The sequence below is a fragment of the Bradyrhizobium sp. SZCCHNRI3052 genome (genome assembly GCF_032484895.1).
In the GTDB taxonomy this organism is placed as follows: domain Bacteria; phylum Pseudomonadota; class Alphaproteobacteria; order Rhizobiales; family Xanthobacteraceae; genus Bradyrhizobium.
This window is the reverse complement of record NZ_JAUETW010000002.1, coordinates 1066245-1084088: the sequence shown is the minus strand read 5'-3', so window position 1 is coordinate 1084088 and position 17844 is coordinate 1066245. Positions and strand designations below refer to the sequence as shown.

Genomic DNA, 17844 nt, shown 5'->3' with positions numbered 1-17844 from the left:
GGTTATGATGGCTCGATCACGCTCACGCCGGCGCAGCTCGCGATGCTGATCGAAGGCATCGACTGGCGCGCGCCAGAGCGCATCTGGAAACCGGCGATTGCAGGATGATCGACAAAAACTGGTGATGAACTGAGCTACGATTCTTCTACGAATCAGCATGTTCGAGTACCATCGGACATGCAGCTCGATCTCACCAATCTCCCATCCGATCCTGAGCTTCTGCAGCGCCTGGTGCGTGACATCGCGGCAGCCATCGATCACCGCGACACCGAGATCGATCGTCTCAAGTCCATCATCAAACAGCTGCAGCGAATGCAGTTCGGCCGCAGCTCCGAGCGCATCGACCCCGACCAGCTTGCACTCGGTCTGGAGGATCTCGACAGCGACGTTGGCCGCGTCGAGGCAGCGCAGCCGAAGTTCACACCGGAAGCCAACTCTTCGCCGCGACGCCGTCCGCTGCCCGATCATCTGCCACGCGAGGACGTTCTGCTCGACGTGCAAGACCGGGTTTGTGGCTGCTGTGGTGGAGCTCTCCATCTGATCGGCGAGAGCGTCAGCGAGATGCTGGATTGGGTACCGGCGCAGCTTCGCGTCGTGCGCACAACCAGACCCAAATACGCCTGCCGAGCCTGCAACAAGGTCGTGCAAGCCGGCGCGCCGGAGCGGTTGATCGCTGGCGGTCTGGCGACGCCGGCGTTGCTCGCGCAGGTGTTGATTAGCAAGTACTGCGATCACCTTCCGCTCTATCGGCAGTCGCAGATCTTCGACCGTCATGGCGCCGATCTCTGCCGCTCGACGCTTGCAGGCTGGGTTGGCGGCGCATGCTGGTGGCTCGAAGCCTTGCACGAACGGTTGTGCAAGAACGTGTTCGCCTCCAACCATCTCTTTGCCGATGACACGCCGATCCCGGTACTCGATCCTGGCCGTGGGCGAACCAAGACGGGACGGCTCTGGGTGTACGCGCGCGAGCAACGGCCGTGGAGCGGACCCGAACCTCCGGCGGCCATCTACCTGTTCGCACCCGACCGCAAGGCCGAGCGACCGGTCGCACATCTTGCCGCCTTCAAGGGCATCCTGCATGTCGACGGATATGCCGGCTTCGAGCAATTGGCCGACAAGGAGGGCATCACGCTCGCGGCGTGTTGGAGCCATTCGCGACGCAAGTTCTACGATGTGGCCGAAGCCACCGCGTCTCCCGTGGCAACAGAAGCCCTGCGCCGGATCGGCGAGCTCTATGCGATCGAGGCGCGCATCCGCGGCCAATCGCCTGACTACCGTCTTGCCGAACGCAGGACCTTCTCCAAACCGATCGTCGACGCGCTGAACGTCTGGCTCGATGCGCAGCTCCGCCTGGTCTCCGGCCGCAGCACGCTCGCTGAAGCGATCCGCTATGCGCTCTCGCGCTGGCACGGCCTGACTCGCTTCCTGAACGATGGCCGCGTCGAGCTCGACACCAATCCGGTCGAGCGCGCCATCCGCCCCGTCACCCTCGGCCGCAAGAACCACCTGTTCGCCGGTAGCGATGGTGGCGGCCAACGATGGGCAGTGGTCAGCTCGCTGATCACGACGTGCAAGCTGAACGACGTCGAGCCCTATGCTTACATCTCCGCGAGTCGGCCCAGGGATGGATCGTCGAGGCCGCGTCGAAGAAGCGCAACCGAAGGTCACACCGGAAGCCAACTCTTCGCCGCGACGCCGTCCGCTGCCCGATCATCTGCCACGCGAAGACGTTCTGCTCGACGTGCAATCATGCGAGCGGACATGACGGCGGCGTACTTGGACTACGGTGACACGAAAGAGCTCGCACGTGCTGTGCTCCGAGGAGAAGCCCCTCGTCCGACGGGCTACCACGGCACTGGAAGAGCTCGCGAGCCAATCTGGTCAAAGACAGCTATTGACAATTTCATCAAGCCGGATTCCGATTCGCCTAGTCGAGAAGACTTGGCATCCCTTGTATGAAACCACCTCGCACCACGTTGAAGTTGCCGCGCTATTGCCGGCGCAAGCCGTTGAAGAATGGGCGATGGGCTTACTTTTTCGAGCCACCGACCTGGTCGCGCAAGCAGGGCTGCGAGATCAAAGCTGAGGCATTAGGCGAGGATTACACGGCTGCAGTAGAGCGAGCCGAAACGGTCTTGCTTCCAGCATTCGACAGCTGGCGCTCGCGAGGACTGACCGACCTTGGTCCGCCTTCGCTTGTCCCAGGGACGTTTGATTGGCTGGTGAGCATCTTCAAGTCGCACCAGAAATGGAAAGAGATCGATCACAAGACCCAACGACTTTATGATCAAGGCTTGTCGCTCTTCGCCAACCATATGCTCAAGGATGGGACTCGAGCGGGCTCAAAGCAGATCGGTCAATTCACGAAGGGCTTCGTGGACGCTGTCTATGCAAAGCTGCTCGTTGTTGAAGAAAGAGACAAGGACGGCAATATCATTCATCGCGAACGTCGGCGTTTTGCGAACGCCGCCATGGTCGCTTGTCGGCGAGCCTGGTTCGTTGGCCACCGCGCCAGGGAGAAGGACGTCCCAGCCATCAACCCGTTCTCTCGCATGGGCCTGAAAGCTCGTGCGCCAAACCAAGCAGCACGAGAGACGCCAACCGCCACATGGGAAGAACTCGTCGCCTTTCGTCGAAAGGCGAACGAGATGGGTTATCGTTCGGTTGCGACCGCCGCTCTTCTCAGCTGGGAATGGCTGCAACGCGAGGAGCACGTCTTCGGCGCGTTCGAGATTTCCCACTACCGGCCAAAGGAGCGTCCGAACAGTGTCAAGGTCGTCCACCCCAAGAATGGGGAGGAGGCTTGGTGGCCTCTGTTCGACGACGCAGGCGAGACGCTGTTCCCCGAGTTGATGGCCGAGCTCGATGAGATCAAATCGAGAATGGCGGCGGGCCTGATGTTTCGGCGCGATCACCAAAGTCGCCGAGGGAGCGCGCTCGTGCCCTGGATCACCCAGCGGCGAGATCTGCGGTATCTGCGGGCCGTGGTCAAAAAGATCATCAGAGCCGCGTCTCTGCGAAGCGAATTGTCCTTCACTTCATTCCGCCACGGCGGCTTCACGGAAGGGGCAGACAGCGACCTGACAGACGCTGAGTTGCGTGCCGCAGGCCGACACAGGTCGAGTCGACAACTGCCAACCTATGCGAAGCGGACCCGCAAACAGTTGATCTCGGGGTCAAAAAAGCGCCGGGAGGAGCGAACAAAAGCAGCCGGTTTGTCGGAATAGCCGCTGACCGCTTGTCGGAATGACTTGGCCGACTCTATCATAAGTCCTTGAAAGGCTTGGTGGGCGCACTAGGGCTCGAACCTAGGACCCGCTGATTAAGAGACACGCTATCGCGATTGATTTCTCAAGAGATTTTTTCCAACTGCGCCAGTTTCCGGCCATTGCAGATCAATAGCTTACGGGAAGAATTCCAACTGCGAGTGCGGCTAGAGGTCCAGAACGAGCGTGCGCGTCCTGGAGCCTGAGCAGCAGATCATGATCGCCTTGTTGGAGGCCTGCTCTTCCTCGCTCAGATATTGGTCGCGATGGTCCGGTATTCCTTCCAGCACCCGCGTCTCGCAGGTGCCACAGACACCCTCGCGGCAGGCGTAGTTGGGTGCAAGGCCGGCTTCGAGGAGCGAATCCAGAATGGTTTTACCCGCTTCCACTGCGATGGTGCGATTGCTTCTGGCCAATCTGACCTCGAAGCCACCCTCGAGCACCGGGGTCTCCCTGGCCTGGAAATACTCGACGTGGACGCTATTTTGGGGACGGTCGGCAGCGGCGGCCTCGAACGCCTTCAGCATCGGCGCGGGGCCACAGCAGTACAGATGAGCTTGCGCGGGGACTCGTTCGACGATCGACGCTAGGTCGAACATCCGCCCCGATCGCTCGTCGTCGACGTCGACATGCAGATTGAGATGGACGTTGGGCCGCAAGCTGCCGATTTCATCGAGAAACGCCGCGGCAGCACGCGTCCTCGCGGCATAGAACAGGTCCCAGCGGCGTCCCAGACATTCGAGCCGGCGGACCATCGACAGCAACGGCGTGATGCCGATGCCCCCGGCGATCAGGACCGATGAATCCGCATCTTCGTGGAGCGGAAAATTGTTCTTGGGAACCGAAACCGTCAAAACGTCTCCGACCCTGACATGATCGTGGAGGAAGCTCGACCCGCCCCTGCTCGCGGCGTCCTTGTTGACCGCGATCACGTAACGATGCCGCTCGCGCTGGTCGTTCAACAGCGAATAGCTCCGGATCATCTTGTCCGGCAGGTGCAGATCGATGTGACTGCCGGCCGTGAACGGATCGAGCTCGCCGCCGTCCGGCGGCACCAGCTCGTAGGAATTGATGCGTTCGGCCTCGTAGGTGATCCGCTTGACGCGAACCGGGATGACACGCTCGGTCATGGCGTCATCCTCCGCCAGTTGAGAGGACGTCCTACTCACATCTCGTATCCGAAATCGGCGCCGAGCCTGGCCTGCATGAACGGCGCGCCGACGTCGACCCAGGAATCCTCCGGAGGAAGTCGCAAGGACACGGCTCGCACCATGAACACGTCGGGGTCAGCCACGCCCTTTGGCTTGGTGCCATGATCGCGATAGGCGCCCAACGCTTCGAGGATGAAGCGGCGCGTCATCGCGATGCCGGTATCGCTCGAGCAAAGATTTTCTTTTGTCCGGTCGAAGATCGGTGAAACGCCGCTCTGGCAGGCACCGTCCTGCACCCACAGCCCGGGCAAGCCCGAGAACCAGGTCGAGCGCTGGGACTCGTAGTCGAATTGGAAGCCGTTCTGCGGATTGTACCTGGTCCAGTATCCGGCATAGGGGACCGTCACGGGATGCTGAACGAGCGCGTTGCGACTGGCGTGTCCGCTTTCGCGGCCATTGTGCCCTTCCGTGAAGATCTGCCGTGTCTTGGGGCGGAGCGGCTCGGAAGGATGGTATGAGAACATGATGCAGAGCGTGTTCTCGTCGTCGATCGGCACCCAGGCATGCCCGCTGAGATCCGGGAACGGAGACAGCGGCGGGACAAGCGTGTAGAACGGGAGCATGAACTGGTTCACGCGCCAGTAGAGCGTGTTGGCGTCGTAGTTGCGACGCGCAGCGATGCTCATCCCGAAATCCTGCTTGATGCATTCGAAGGTTGGGCGAAGGTCCCGCTTCTGGATCCACGCACTCGTCGTGCCTTGGGCGTCCAGGCGGCCATGGAGCAACGGCGCGTGCGCCGAATCGATCTCGCCTTCCACGGCCTGCAGCCAGTTGCACTCCTGGACGCGCAGGCTGACATGCACCTGCTCCTGCGGCAGGAGGTTCCATTCCACGTTCGGAAGCGGCGGCGGATCGGCCTGGTCGGGGCCCATATAGGTCCAGATCATGCCGTTGCGCTCGCGGCATTGGTACGCCTTGATGCGCACCCGCTCCTTGAGACGGCTACGCACCGGCTCTGCCGGCATGTCCGTGACGGCCCCCGTCACGTCGAACTTCCAGCCGTGATAGACGCATCGCAGCCCGCAATCCTCGTTGCGGCCGAAGATCAGGGGAGCGCCCCGATGCGGGCAGGCCTGGTCGACAAGGCCCACGCGCCCCTCGGAATCCCTGAAAGCGACCAGATCCTCGCCGAGCAACCGGATCCGCCGCGGCTGGCCGTCCTGCGTCAGATCGGCCGAAGGCAGAAACGGAATCCAGTAGAGACGGAAGAGTTCGCCAAGCGGCGTGCCCTTTCCGACTCTCACCAGCCGCTCATTGTCTTCTTGTGAGAGCATGACAGTTCTCCATTCGAATCGATGGCATCAGGTCGCCGTTATGGGTTTGCCGCGGTGAGCAACGGAGTCACGCGCTCCAACAGGCCAAGATCGTGTACGGTCCAGAGTGGATCGCATGTCGCGAGCGGTTGGCGCGGTATCGGAGGTTGCTGGCCCTGCTCGACCAGGCTGACGATGATTTCGATCCGTCGCCGTTCGAGATCCCGGAGCGCATGTTCGACCACCGCGCCTTCCGCCGCGCAGCCCGGAAGTTCCGGGTAAGCGAGGCGGATCAGCCATTGTCCGGGCTCCCTCTCCACGGCTTCCGCTTCGAGGAGATAAGGGATCGCCAGCAATTCGCGCAGATGCAAAGTGACCTCCCTGGTTTGCGGCCACGCGCCTTTCAATTGATACGTATACGTACTAAATATCCGATCTCTCTGCAATGGTGTGAATTTCAAAACCTGCGCTGCATTGCGGCAGGGTTGAGCTCATTGGAACAAGCTGTTAACCGCTGGATCACGGCCGGGTGCCATAGCGAGATCGAAACCGGATGAGCGTAGGCAAACGCATGGAAAAGGATTCGGCGGGGGAGCTTGCGCGCACCTGGCAATTGGAAGGCGGCATCGGCTTTCTGTTGCGGCTGCTTGAGGCCCGGTATGACGGTCTTTATCAGAGCCTGACCCGGCAGAGCGACATCACGCCGCGGCAGTTCGGCGTGCTCATGGCGCTCTATCAACAGGGGCCGATGACGGCGTCGGTTCTCGCCGACCGCATCAGTTGCGACCGGAATACCCTCAGCGAGATGCTCAAGCGCATGGCCGGGCGGCGGCTGGTCTCGAAGAAGACCAATCCGGAAGATCGCCGTTCTATTCAGATCCAGATTACCGCCAAGGGTGAGGAAGCTTTGCTTGCGGTCGTCCCGGCGGCGGCCGAGCTGCAGGACATCGTGCTTGCGCCTCTGAGCAAGAAAGACCGCGCACACTTCCTGAAATGCATGCTGGCCATTGCCAAAGTTCAGGCGCCTGCCTGTTCGTCGACGTCGGATGATTGAGTTTTGCACGCATACACCGCGTGCGTCAGGCTACAGCGACGCGTTCGCGAGGAGGCCCGCCTGCGATGATCGGCAAACCGGTCTGCTCACGTAACAAGGATGACTCACCACCCGCTGCTCCGGCTTTGAGCATGACGTTTATGCGTGGTTGGGTGCATGCCGGATCCGGGCCGACATCGAGCATCGCCGGACGTCCGCTCGACAGGGCGCGCCGTACGGCCTGCCCGTCGTCCGCAGCGCGTGTGATGGTCTCGCGCTCCAGCAGGTGTCAACGGTGGCCGTGCCGCTGCGAGTGATCAGGAGAAGCACCGCAGGTGAGCCTTTTCCGGGCAATGCGTGCGCATTCGGAAAACTTTGGAGAGCGCAGAGCCGCCGACGTTCCGGCTTTGGCTCCCGGTCTGCAGGCTGCAAGTTGGCAATATAATGCACGTTATGTGAGCTTGGCGCCTAACCAGCGGCCCACCTCCTCCTAGACAATGCATCATTGTGCAGCTATTATGGTCCAACCATTGATTCAATGCGTAGGGAGCGTCTATGGCGGCCATCACCCGAAAGCTTGCGAACGGAAAGGATTTCATCGATTTCCAGACGGAGCCGTCCCGGTACCGCCATTGGAAGCTTTCGGTGGACGGCGAAGTCGCGACGCTTGCGATGGATGTCGATGAGAATGCGGGCCTCTACGAGGGCTATCAACTCAAGCTGAACTCCTATGATCTCGGGGTCGATATCGAGTTGGCCGACGCTCTGACACGGCTGCGGTTCGAGCATCCCAATGTCAGGGTCGTGCTGCTTCGCTCGGCCAAGGACCGGGTTTTCTGCGCCGGCGCAAACATCCGGATGCTGGCCGGCTCGGAGCACGCGCACAAGGTCAATTTCTGCAAGTTCACGAACGAGACCCGCAACGCAATGGAGGATGCGAGCGAGCACTCGGGCCAGCGCTTCATCACCGTCATCAATGGCACGGCGGCAGGGGGCGGCTACGAGCTCGCACTGGCGACCGACCGCATCATTATGGTCGACGACGGCTCGACCGCGGTGTCGCTGCCGGAGGTGCCGCTGCTGGCGGTATTGCCGGGCACCGGCGGGCTCACCCGTGTCATCGACAAGCGCATGGTTCGCCGCGACCACGCAGATGTCTTTTGCACCATCGAAGAAGGCATCAAGGGCCGCCGCGCGGTACAATGGCGACTCATCGATGAGCTTGTCTCGCCGTCGAAGCTCGAAGAACGCGTGCAAGCGGCGGCCATGGAGCTCGCCGCGCAATCGCCCCGGCCAAACCCCACTCAGGGCGGCGTGAAGCTGGTCGCGCTGGAGCGTAAGTTTCGCGCCGACGGCATCGACTACGGTCACATCAAGCTCGACATCGACGCTGCCCAGCGAATCGCGACCATCACGATCCGCGCGCCCGACGGGACGCCGCCGTCCGCGGCCGAGGAGACGGTCGAGCTCGGCGCGCGCTTCTGGCCAATGCAGATCGCGCGCGAGCTGGATGATGCGATCCTGCACTTGCGCAACAACGCCTATGAGGTCGGCACGATCATCTTTAAGACGGAAGGTGATCCCGCCGCGGTCCGCGCGTATGACGCCCTTCTCAACGCATACCACGAGCATTGGTACGCTCACGAGATACGCCACTACTGGAAGCGCGTGCTCAAGCGGATCGATCTGACCTCGCGCACGTTGGTCACGCTGATCGAGCCTGGATCCTGCTTCGTCGGCACGCTGGCCGAACTGGTCTTCGCGGCTGATCGCTCATACATGCTGGCGGGCCGGGTTCAAGGCAACAACCGGACGTCCGCCAAGGTAGAGCTCACCGCCGCGAATTTCGGCTGCTATCCGATGTCGCACGGTCTGACACGCCTGCAATCGCGCTTCCTCTCCGAGCCGGGCAAGATCTGCGAACTCAAGCAGAAGTCCGGCTGCCCAATCGAGGCAGACGAGGCTGAAGCACTCGGGCTCGTAACCTTTGCGCTCGACGACATCGACTGGAGCGACGAACTGCGCGTGTTCCGGGAAGAACGCGCGAGCTTTTCGCCGGACGCGCTCACCGGGCTGGAAGCGAACCTGCGCTTTGCCGGTCCAGAGACGATGGAATCGAAGATCTTCGCTCGCCTGACCGCTTGGCAGAACTGGATCTTCCAACGCCCCAACGCGGTCGGCGAAGACGGTGCACTTGCGCGTTACGGCACCGGGATCCGGCCGGCCTTCAGCATGCAGCGCGTCTGACCCGCCCGCTTTCATCAACCAAAAAGGAGACGTTCGTGCTCGAAAACCTCAACGTGGACTATTCCACCCGTATTCCCAACAACGTCGGACTTGTCGAGGACAGGACTGTGCTGCGCGCCCTCGAAGGCTGGCATCCTGGCTATATCGATTGGTGGAAAGATATGGGTCCGACCGGCTTCCAGGAGTCGCTGGTCTATCTCCGGACCGCGATCTCGGTCGACCCGAAAGGCTGGGCCAAGTTCGACTATGTAAAAATGCCGGAATATCGTTGGGGCATCCTGCTCGCGCCGAAGGAGGAGGGGCGGCAGGTCAACTTCGGCCAGCATAAGGGGGAATCGGCCTGGCAGGAGGTGCCTGGGGAATACCGAGCGATGCTGCGGCGCCTCATCGTGATTCAGGGTGACACCGAGCCGGCTTCCGTCGAGCAGCAGCGTCACCTGGGCGCAACCGCTCCCTCGCTCTACGACATGCGCAATCTGTTTCAAGTCAACGTCGAAGAGGGCCGACACCTCTGGGCGATGGTCTACCTTCTGCACAAATATTTCGGCCGCGACGGGCGCGAGGAGGCCGATGAGTTGCTGCGCCGCCGCTCCGGCGACGACAACAGTCCGCGCATGCTGGGTGCATTCAATGAGACAACACCCGACTGGCTGTCGTTCTTCATGTTCACCTTCTTCACTGATCGTGACGGCAAGATGCAGCTCGAAAGCCTCGCGCAATCCGGCTTCGATCCGCTGTCCCGCACCTGCCGCTTCATGCTCACGGAAGAGGCCCATCACATGTTCGTCGGCGAGACAGGTGTCGGCCGCACGATCCAGCGCACCTGCGAAGCCATGAAGAGTGCCGGCATCCAAGATCCCCATGACATCACCAAGATTCGGAGGCTCGGCGTCATCGACCTGCCCACGATCCAGAAGAAGCTCAACCTGCACTACTCGCTTACGCTGGATCTGTTCGGCGCCGAGATATCGACTAATTCGGCCAATTTCTACAATGCCGGGCTGAAGGGCCGCTTCCAGGAGACGAGGATTGACGACGATCACCAGCTCACGAACGCAACCTACCCGGTGCTGAAGCTGGTCGACGGGCGGATCTCCAACGTGGACGAGGCCGCGCTCACCGCGCTCAACATGCGGCTGCGTGACGACTACAGCCGGGATTGCGCCGGCGGCGTCGGGCGCTGGAACAAGATCATGGAGAAGGAAGGCATCAAGTTCCGTCTCGAACTGCCGCACGTGGCATTCCATCGCAAGATCGGCGAGTTCCGCGACGTCCATGTCTCGCCCAGAGGGGTGATCATGTCGGACGCAGATTGGGCGAAGGCACACAAGGAGTATCTGCCCTCGGACTCAGACGGCGCGTTCATCGCGTCGCTGATGGAGCCTGCCTTTGAGCCAGGCCAGTTCGCAAGCTGGATCGCGCCGCCGAAGGTTGGCATCGACAACAAGCCGGGCGACTTCGAATACGTCCAGATCGCCGCTTGATCCGTTCAACCCGGCCGTCCCGCGCCATGCGGACGGTCCTATTTCCTGCTCGGGCCACCATGAATGCGCCGCTCAAACAGCATTTGATCGATCCGGAAATCTGCATTCGCTGCAACACCTGCGAAGAGACCTGTCCGGAAGACGCGATCACTCATGACAACAACAACTACGTGGTTGATGCGACGAAGTGCAATTTGTGCATGGATTGCATCCAGCCGTGTCCGACCGGCTCGATCGACAATTGGCGCATCGTCAGGTCGCCCTACTCGCTCGATGAGCAATATTCATGGGGCGAGCTGCCGAAGCAAGGGGAGCTGACCGGCGGCGACGACGGCGAGGCAATCGACTCCGAGGTGTTGGCCCTGCTCGACCAGGCCCATACTGGCGTTGGCGGCAAGTCCGTCCCTCCCGCAAGCGCAGCCAAGCCCGCGGTCAATCTTTACCAGAGGAACCACGCTGCTGTTGCGACCGTCACGGGCAATTTTCGCCTTACGCACCAGGATTCCGATGTCGACGTCCATCACGTGATCCTCGACTTCGGCGAGGTGGCGTTTCCGGTTCTGGAAGGTCAATCGATCGGTATCGTGCCTCCAGGCGTGGATGAAGAAGGCAAGCCACATCGCGTGCGGCTCTATTCCATCGCGAGCCCGCGGCACGGCGAGCGGCCGAACACCAACAATCTCGCGCTGACCGTCAAGCGCGAGCCGAATGGACTCTGCTCGAATTACATCAGCGATCTCAAGAAGGGCGATCAGGTCAACGTGACTGGACCGTTCGGCGCAACCTTCCTCATGCCGAACGATCCCTCCGCCAACATCATCATGATCTGCACCGGCACCGGCTCGGCCCCGTTTCGCGGCTTCACGGAGTGGCGGCGCCGATCCATGCCCAGCGCTCCTGGCCGCATGCTGCTGTTCTTCGGAGCGCGGCGGCCGCAGGACCTGCCGTATTTCGGCCCATTGCAGAACGTGCCGGAGAGCCTGCTAGGCAAGCGCTTCGCATATTCGCGCATTCCGAGTGAAGAGAAGGTCTATGTGCAGGATCTCATCCGGCAGGAAGGAGCGTCTCTGGTAGCCCTGCTCTGCTCAACCGCGACCCATATCTATGTCTGCGGTCTCAAGGGCATGGAACAGGGCGTCGATGCCGCGCTCGACGACATCTGCCGCACCGCCAATCTGCGCTGGCGCGAGTTGCGCGACGCGATGCGTACCGAGGGGCGTTATCACGTCGAGACCTATTAGTTGGCCTGCTCTGTTCGAGCAGCAAGGAGCAATGATGACTGAAAATCTCCAGAGTTACCTCGGCGGACGTTGGCGGAGCGGCAGCCAAGGCGGAGCGTCACTGTACGATCCGATCCGGGGTACCGAGCTTGCGCGGGTCGGCAATACTGGACTTGACGTCGCTGACGGCTTTCAATTTGCCCGCGACACCGGTGCCGCCGCACTGCGCAGCCTCACCTATCGCGAACGCGGCGGATTGCTCGAAGGCATCGTCAATACGCTTCAGCGCAATCGAGACGCATATTACGAGATCGCACAAGCCAACAGCGGCACGGTAAGAAGCGATTCGGCAATTGACATCGATGGAGCGATCTACACGGTCTCGACCTATGCGAAGCTGGCAGCATCCCTCGGTGATGAAAGATTTCTGCTTGATGGGGACGCTGCCTCGCTCGCCAAAGATGCGACCTTCCAGAGCCGTCACATCCTCGTGCCAACACGGGGACTCGCTCTCCTCATCAATGCGTTCAACTTTCCGGCCTGGGGTATGTGGGAGAAGGCTGCTCCCGCCCTTCTCTCAGGCGTCCCCGTCGTCGTGAAGCCGGCCACCGCGACGGCATGGCTCGCACAGGTGATGGTGAAGGACGTCGTTGAAGCCAATATCCTCCCGCCGGGAGCGCTCTCGATCATTTGCGGTGGATCTACAGGGCTCCTGGACGCAGTCGATCCGTTCGATATCGTCTCTTTCACGGGATCGGCGGAGACTGCGTCTGTCATTCGCTTGCATCCGGCAATCTCAGAGCGGTCGGTCCGGATCAACGTCGAGGCGGACAGCGTCAATTCCGCCGTCCTCGCCGAAGGAGGCGCATGCGGAGATGCCGCATTCGATCTTCTGGTCAAGGAGGTCGTTCGGGAGATGACCCAGAAGTCGGGACAGAAATGCACGGCGATTCGTCGCATTTTTGTGCCAGAGCGGCAATATAAGCCCGCGGCTGACGCCATTTCGCAACGATTGAGCAAGATTACTGTTGGCAATCCCCGCAACGCTTCGGTACGGATGGGCGCGCTTGTCAGCCGAACCCAACTTGCTGCTGTGCGGCACGGGCTTGATCGTTTGCGCCAGGAAGCCAAGGTGCTGTACGACGGGGAGACTCACGAGCTGATCGATGTCGATCCGGCCGTGGCATGCTGCGTCGGCCCGACCTTGCTAGGCTCAGGCGATGCGGACGCGGCCAATCTCGTGCATGAGCTCGAGGTGTTCGGACCGGTGGCGACCTTGATACCTTACCGAGACGAGGCTCACGCCTTGAGCCTCGTGCGGAGAGGGCAAGGCTCCCTGGTCGTTTCTTTGTATGGCTCCGACGTGACCAGACTGTCGTGTCTTGCGACCGAGCTCGCAGACAGCCACGGCCGTGTTCACGTCGTCAGTCCGGACGTCGCCGAGGCTCACACAGGCCACGGAAACGTCATGCCTCAATCCCTGCATGGCGGCCCAGGGCGCGCTGGAGGCGGCGAAGAGCTCGGCGGCGCGCGTGCGCTCAACTTCTACCACAGGCGCTCCGCAATACAGGGCTCCAAAGCAGTGGTTGCCACCCTGAGCCGCTGAGCCGCAGATCACTTTCGGAGCGACCATTGCCGTGCCGGCTGCTCAGATTGCGGTGGCTGCGCCTCTCCGCGCTGATGTGTACGCTCGGCTTAGGATATTGACGTGCCCCCGCGACAATCGCCGGCATGGGTCTGGCGCCGTTTGTGGTGACTCGGGTCTCCTGAGCTTCTTGCGGGCGGGGACGCGTCGCTACGGCACAACCTGCCGAGCCCCAAGCGTCCGCTCCACGGTCCGACTTGTCATAATGACGTCTGGTGGATATATTGGTCCAACCATTGAGTTTAACCTGAGGGAGAACCGCTATCGTGACCTTCACCGAGGAGCAGGTCGCCTTTCGCGACAGCGTGCAGAAAGTCGTTGCCAGGCATGTGGCCCCGATCGCGGCCGAGATCGACGAGACCGATCGCTTCCCCGAGGAGATCGTCAAGATTTTTGGTGAAATGGGGCTGATGCAGCTCTGGGTGCCCGAGCAGTATGGCGGTCCCAACGGCAATCTCACCATGATGTGCATCGCACGGGAGGAGATCGCGAAAGTCTCGCCGGCCTGCGCGTCGATTGCCGGCCTCAACACGATGTTCATCATGCCGTTGCTGCACTTCGGCTCAGAAGAGCAGCGCAAGCGATTCCTCCCCATCATTGCGGAGGGCGGCGTCGTCACGGCCATCGCCATTTCCGAGCCCCAGGCGGGATCGGACGTCTCCGCCCTCAATACGCGGGCTCGCAAGGACGGCGACAGCTACGTCATTAACGGCAGGAAACAGTGGTGTAGCTACGGCGTTGCCGCCGACTACATCGTGCTGATGGCGCGCACCAGCGACAGCCCCGGCTCGGACGGCATCAGCGCATTCATTCTCGAGCCGAAGAAAATGCCGGGCATCAGCTTCGGTCGCCATGAACGCAAGATGGGTTTCCGCGGGGCGCCAAATACGCCGATCTTCCTGGACAACGTCCGCGTACCCGTCGAAAACCTCGTCGGCGAGGAAGGCAAGGGCTTCAAGGCCTCGATGCGCGCGCTCGACCTCAATCGGCCGACGATCGGCGCCCAATGCGTCGGCCTTGCGCAAGGCGCATTCGAAGCGAGCCTCGCCTACGCCAAGGAACGAAAGCAGTTCAAGAAGAGCATCTCCGAATTCCAGGGCGTCCAGTTCATCCTGGCAGACATGGCCATGCAGATCGAGGCGGCGCGTGCGCTGGTCTACGAATGCGCCCGCGCCGGAGACGCCGGCGACTGGAAACGCCTCAACGTGCTCGCGAGCATGGCCAAGTGCTTCAGCAGCGACATGGCGATGAAGGTGACGACCGACGCGGTGCAGGTCTTCGGCGGCTATGGCTACACCATGGATTATCCGGTCGAACGGATGATGCGTGATGCCAAGCTGACCCAGATCTTCGAGGGAACGAACCAGATCCAGCGCCTCGTGATCGCGCGCGAACTGCTTCGATAGCCGCCAAATTAGGAAACGCAGACCTGGAGGAACACCCTTGAGCCGCGCATCGGTCCTGACATCGTGCTCTCTGATCGTAGTCACTCTCCTGTCGCTCTCTGCCGCGCATGCCCAGAAGACTTATGATCCGGGAGCCAGCGACACCGAGATCAAGCTCGGTCAATCGACGCCGCTCAGCGGCCCGGCCTCCGCGTTTGGCGCAGGGGCTGGACGGGCGGTGCTCGGCTATTTCGAGATGCTCAATGAGCGTGGCGGGATCAATGGACGCAAGATCAGCTTCACCCAACTCGACAACGCCTACAGTGCGCCGAAAGCCGTCGAGCAATCCCGAAAGTTGATCGAGGATATCGGCGTCCTTGCCGAGGTCGGTACGATCGGGACCGCGCCGAACGTCGCCATCCAGAAATATCTCAACTCCAAGAAGGTGCCGCAACTCTTCATCACGGCGGGCGGACGCCGCTTCAACGATCCGAATCAATTTCCCTGGACCGTTCCGCTCTATCCAGACTTCGAGACCGAAGGCCGCGTCATGGCCAAATACATCCTCACAGCGAAGCCGGAGGCAAAGATCGGCGTTCTCTACCAGAACGACGATTTCGGGAGGGACTATCTCAAGGGTCTGCGCGCGGGACTCGGCGCAAAGGCGTCTCTGATCGTTACCCAGGTGTCCTACGAAGTTTCCGACCCAACCATCGATTCCCAGGTCGTTCAGTTGAAATCCGCCGGCGTCGACACGCTGATCGAACAGTCGTCGGCCAAGGCCGCGGCGCAGTCGATCCGCAAGGTGCATGAACTGGACTGGCATCCGCTGCACATCATCGGTGGCTCGACAGCCTCAGTCGAGACCGTGCTGAAGCCGGCCGGCCTCGACGCCTCCCGCGGTCTGGTCACCACGCAATTTCTCAAGCAGCCGGGCGATCCGGCTTGGACAGACGACGATGAGGTCAAGGCCTATAAGAATTTCCTGAAGAAGTATGCGCCGTCCGTCAATCCCGACGATTACTCGGTGCTCGTCGCCTACATGAACGTCAACGCGCTAGAGGCCGTCCTGAAGGCATGCGGCGACCAGTTGACCCGGGAAAATCTGATCAGGCAGGCAACATCCCTGCACGGCGAACGGTTGCCGATGATGCTGCCGGGCATCACCATCGGCACCAAGCCCGGCGACTACACGCCGTTCAGGACTCTGCGCATCGCCGTTTTCGATGGGACCAGTTGGACCTTGTCCGGCGAGCCGATGACGGCGGATTAAAAGCCGGTGGGTCGCGTCTCGTGCGCGCCCCACCGCAAGTTTCGCCTTCGTCTTTCGGCCCCCCTGAATGCAGAGACGCCAAGGGAGCGACGAAGGCGTAAGGTCAAAGACTGATGTGGAAGCCGCCGTTGACTCCGATGTGCTGGCCTGTCGTGTACGAGGACGCATCGGAGAGCAGGAAGCATACGGTCCGCACCACTTCGTCCGGTGTTGCCCAGCGTGCAAGCGGGATCTGCCCCAAGATACCATCGCGGAATTTCTCGCCGCGCACGACCTCGGTCATCGGCGTTTCGACCACGCCAAAGCAGATCGAATTGGCCCGGATGTTGTATTTGCCCCACTCCCGGGCTGCGGTCATGGTCATGGCGAGCAGTCCGGCCTTGGCGGCGGCATAGTTGATCTGGCCCACCGATCCCTTTCGCCCCGCGTCAGACGAGACGTTGACGATGGCTCCTCCCGAGGCGTCGCCGTCCTTCGCGCGCTGCACCAGATGGCGTCCCACCGCCTGCAACCAGAGGAACGCGCCGGTGAGATGAACGTCGATGACCTCCTGCCATTGATGCATGCTCATCTTTTCGATCAGCGCGGGGCGAATGATGCCGGCATTGTTGACCAGTCCGTTCACCGAACCGAACCTGTCGACGGCATCTGCGACGGTGCTTGCCGCCAGCTCAGCGTCGGTGACGCTGCCGACGACCTTCATCACCCGCTCCGCAGGAAAGCCCGCCAAAGCCGGCCCTAGCGCCTCGCCGTTGAGATCGACGGCCACGACATTTGCCCCAAGTTCGATGGCCAAGTCTGTCGTTGCCTTGCCGATCCCCTGCGCGGCGCCGGTGACGACGATCGTCCGGCCTTGTAGCGACACCATGTTCTTCGTCATTCGCAGTTCCTTAGTCTCCGGTGAAGTCCATCATCTTGTACGTGCCGTCCGGCCGTATCAGGTCGTGGCCCAGCCATGGCTGAGGACCAGCGCGTCGCGCTCGACGACCCGCGCCTGAAATGCGATGCGGTCGTCGAGGCGCCAGCATTCGAGCCGGATCGTGTCCCCAGGAAAGACCGGCGCAGACATGCGCGCCCGGATCGTCTTCAGCCGTGCGGGATCTCCGTCGCAGAAGCTCTCCACCAGGCCGCGACAGGCAAATCCATAGCTCGCAAGCCCGTGCAGGATGGGCTTCTGGAAACCGGCCTTGCTGGCAACCGCGGGGTCTATATGCAGAGGGTTGAGGTCTCCCGACAGACGATAAAGTACCGCCTGGTCCGGGCGCGTAGGCAAGGTGACGACGCGGTCCGGCGTACGATCCGGGACGGGCGGCGGAGCGGCGGCGGGTTCATCGCCGCCGGAAACTTGTGAGAAGCCGCCATCGCCGCGCAGCAAGAGCACCTGCTCACTGACGGCCACCAATCGTTTGTCCGTTTCGTCCCACAGTTCCTTCTCGACGTACATGATGGCGCCCTTGCCCTCGCCCTTGTCGACGAGCCGCGCGACACGACTCTTGCCGACCAGAATTCCGCTCGAAGGAAGCGCAGCATGCATCTGCACGGATTGCTCGCCATGCACCATTTTCGCGAAATTGATTCCGAGCTCCGCATTGTCCCTCATCCAGGCACCCGGCGAGGCTAGAACGGTCGCCATGGTCGGAAGTGGCACGAGATCCTTCTCGTAGACGAGGCGCAGTTGCCGCTCGTCCAATGGGCCGCTCGCGGCACCGACACCGAGCGCGTAGAGAATGGTGTCTCTCGCCGTGTAGACGTGGCGGACCTCGCTGGAACGCCAAGCCCGCGTCTTTGCATAATCAACCATCGCTCCCCCGGGTCTGGTCCCCCGCC

14 protein-coding genes and 1 pseudogene are annotated in these 17844 nt (G+C 61.6%); 11 read left to right on the top strand and 4 right to left on the bottom strand.

The genetic code is table 11. The features are described from left to right. Positions 1-177: 177 nt before the first annotated feature. The 3 genes and pseudogenes from tnpC to QW887_RS10500 all read left to right on the top strand — a co-directional run. Positions 178-1650: pseudogene (tnpC, locus tag QW887_RS10505) on the top strand (IS66 family transposase); the annotation flags it as partial. Next, the gene (locus tag QW887_RS34905; RefSeq protein WP_409998688.1) at positions 1595-1765 is read left to right on the top strand and encodes a hypothetical protein; all 171 of its coding nucleotides are present in this window, start codon (positions 1595-1597) and stop codon (positions 1763-1765) included. The pseudogene tnpC and the gene QW887_RS34905, both read left to right, overlap by 56 nt. Positions 1766-1955: 190 nt before the next feature. Beyond that, positions 1956-3227 carry a hypothetical protein gene (locus QW887_RS10500; protein WP_172179754.1) on the top strand — a complete coding sequence of 424 codons (1272 nt, stop codon included), beginning with the start codon at positions 1956-1958 and terminating at the stop codon, positions 3225-3227. A 206-nt stretch (positions 3228-3433) separates the two neighbouring features. On the opposite strand, the gene QW887_RS10495 is transcribed toward QW887_RS10500, so the two are convergent. After that, the gene (locus QW887_RS10495; RefSeq protein WP_315754150.1) at positions 3434-4396 is read right to left on the bottom strand and encodes a PDR/VanB family oxidoreductase; all 963 of its coding nucleotides are present in this window, start codon (positions 4394-4396) and stop codon (positions 3434-3436) included. A 35-nt stretch (positions 4397-4431) separates the two neighbouring features. After that, entirely contained in the window at positions 4432-5751 is a 1320-nt protein-coding gene (locus tag QW887_RS10490) for a Rieske 2Fe-2S domain-containing protein (RefSeq protein ID WP_315754148.1), read from the bottom strand. 146 nt (positions 5752-5897) lie between these two features. On the opposite strand from QW887_RS10490, the gene QW887_RS10485 reads away from it, so the two are divergent. The 8 genes from QW887_RS10485 to QW887_RS10450 all read left to right on the top strand — a co-directional run bounded on the left by QW887_RS10485 (position 5898) and on the right by QW887_RS10450 (position 16017). After that, positions 5898-6287 carry a hypothetical protein gene (locus QW887_RS10485; RefSeq protein WP_315754146.1) on the top strand — a complete coding sequence of 130 codons (390 nt, stop codon included), beginning with the start codon at positions 5898-5900 and terminating at the stop codon, positions 6285-6287. 14 nt (positions 6288-6301) lie between these two features. Further along, a complete protein-coding gene (locus QW887_RS10480; RefSeq protein ID WP_315828355.1) occupies positions 6302-6784 on the top strand; it encodes a MarR family winged helix-turn-helix transcriptional regulator in 483 nt (160 codons plus the stop codon). A 534-nt stretch (positions 6785-7318) separates the two neighbouring features. Beyond that, positions 7319-9010: a 2,3-epoxybenzoyl-CoA dihydrolase gene (gene boxC, locus QW887_RS10475; RefSeq protein ID WP_315754144.1), complete on the top strand. Its 1692-nt coding sequence runs from the start codon at positions 7319-7321 to the stop codon at positions 9008-9010. A gap of 35 nt (positions 9011-9045) precedes the next feature. Then, entirely contained in the window at positions 9046-10494 is a 1449-nt protein-coding gene (gene boxB / locus QW887_RS10470; protein ID WP_315754142.1) for a benzoyl-CoA 2,3-epoxidase subunit BoxB, read from the top strand. A 59-nt stretch (positions 10495-10553) separates the two neighbouring features. Beyond that, entirely contained in the window at positions 10554-11735 is a 1182-nt protein-coding gene (gene boxA, locus QW887_RS10465) for a benzoyl-CoA 2,3-epoxidase subunit BoxA (protein ID WP_315754140.1), read from the top strand. Positions 11736-11769: 34 nt separating this feature from the next. Next, positions 11770-13320, top strand: a complete 1551-nt coding sequence (locus tag QW887_RS10460) for a 3,4-dehydroadipyl-CoA semialdehyde dehydrogenase (protein ID WP_315754139.1) — start codon at positions 11770-11772, stop codon at positions 13318-13320. A gap of 305 nt (positions 13321-13625) precedes the next feature. Then, on the top strand, positions 13626-14765 hold the full coding sequence (locus QW887_RS10455; RefSeq protein ID WP_315754137.1) for an acyl-CoA dehydrogenase family protein: 1140 nt from the start codon (positions 13626-13628) through the stop codon (positions 14763-14765). A 37-nt stretch (positions 14766-14802) separates the two neighbouring features. After that, positions 14803-16017 (top strand): ABC transporter substrate-binding protein, encoded by a 1215-nt coding sequence (locus QW887_RS10450; RefSeq protein WP_316168097.1) that lies wholly within the window; start codon positions 14803-14805, stop codon positions 16015-16017. A 103-nt stretch (positions 16018-16120) separates the two neighbouring features. Here the strand turns inward: QW887_RS10450 and QW887_RS10445 are convergent, their stop codons facing one another. Both QW887_RS10445 and QW887_RS10440 read right to left on the bottom strand, forming a co-directional pair. Next, positions 16121-16897, bottom strand: coding sequence for an SDR family NAD(P)-dependent oxidoreductase (locus QW887_RS10445; protein WP_015665278.1), 777 nt, complete (start codon positions 16895-16897; stop codon positions 16121-16123). A 57-nt stretch (positions 16898-16954) separates the two neighbouring features. Further along, the gene (locus tag QW887_RS10440; protein WP_316171388.1) at positions 16955-17818 is read right to left on the bottom strand and encodes a MaoC/PaaZ C-terminal domain-containing protein; all 864 of its coding nucleotides are present in this window, start codon (positions 17816-17818) and stop codon (positions 16955-16957) included. Positions 17819-17844 lie beyond the last annotated feature (26 nt).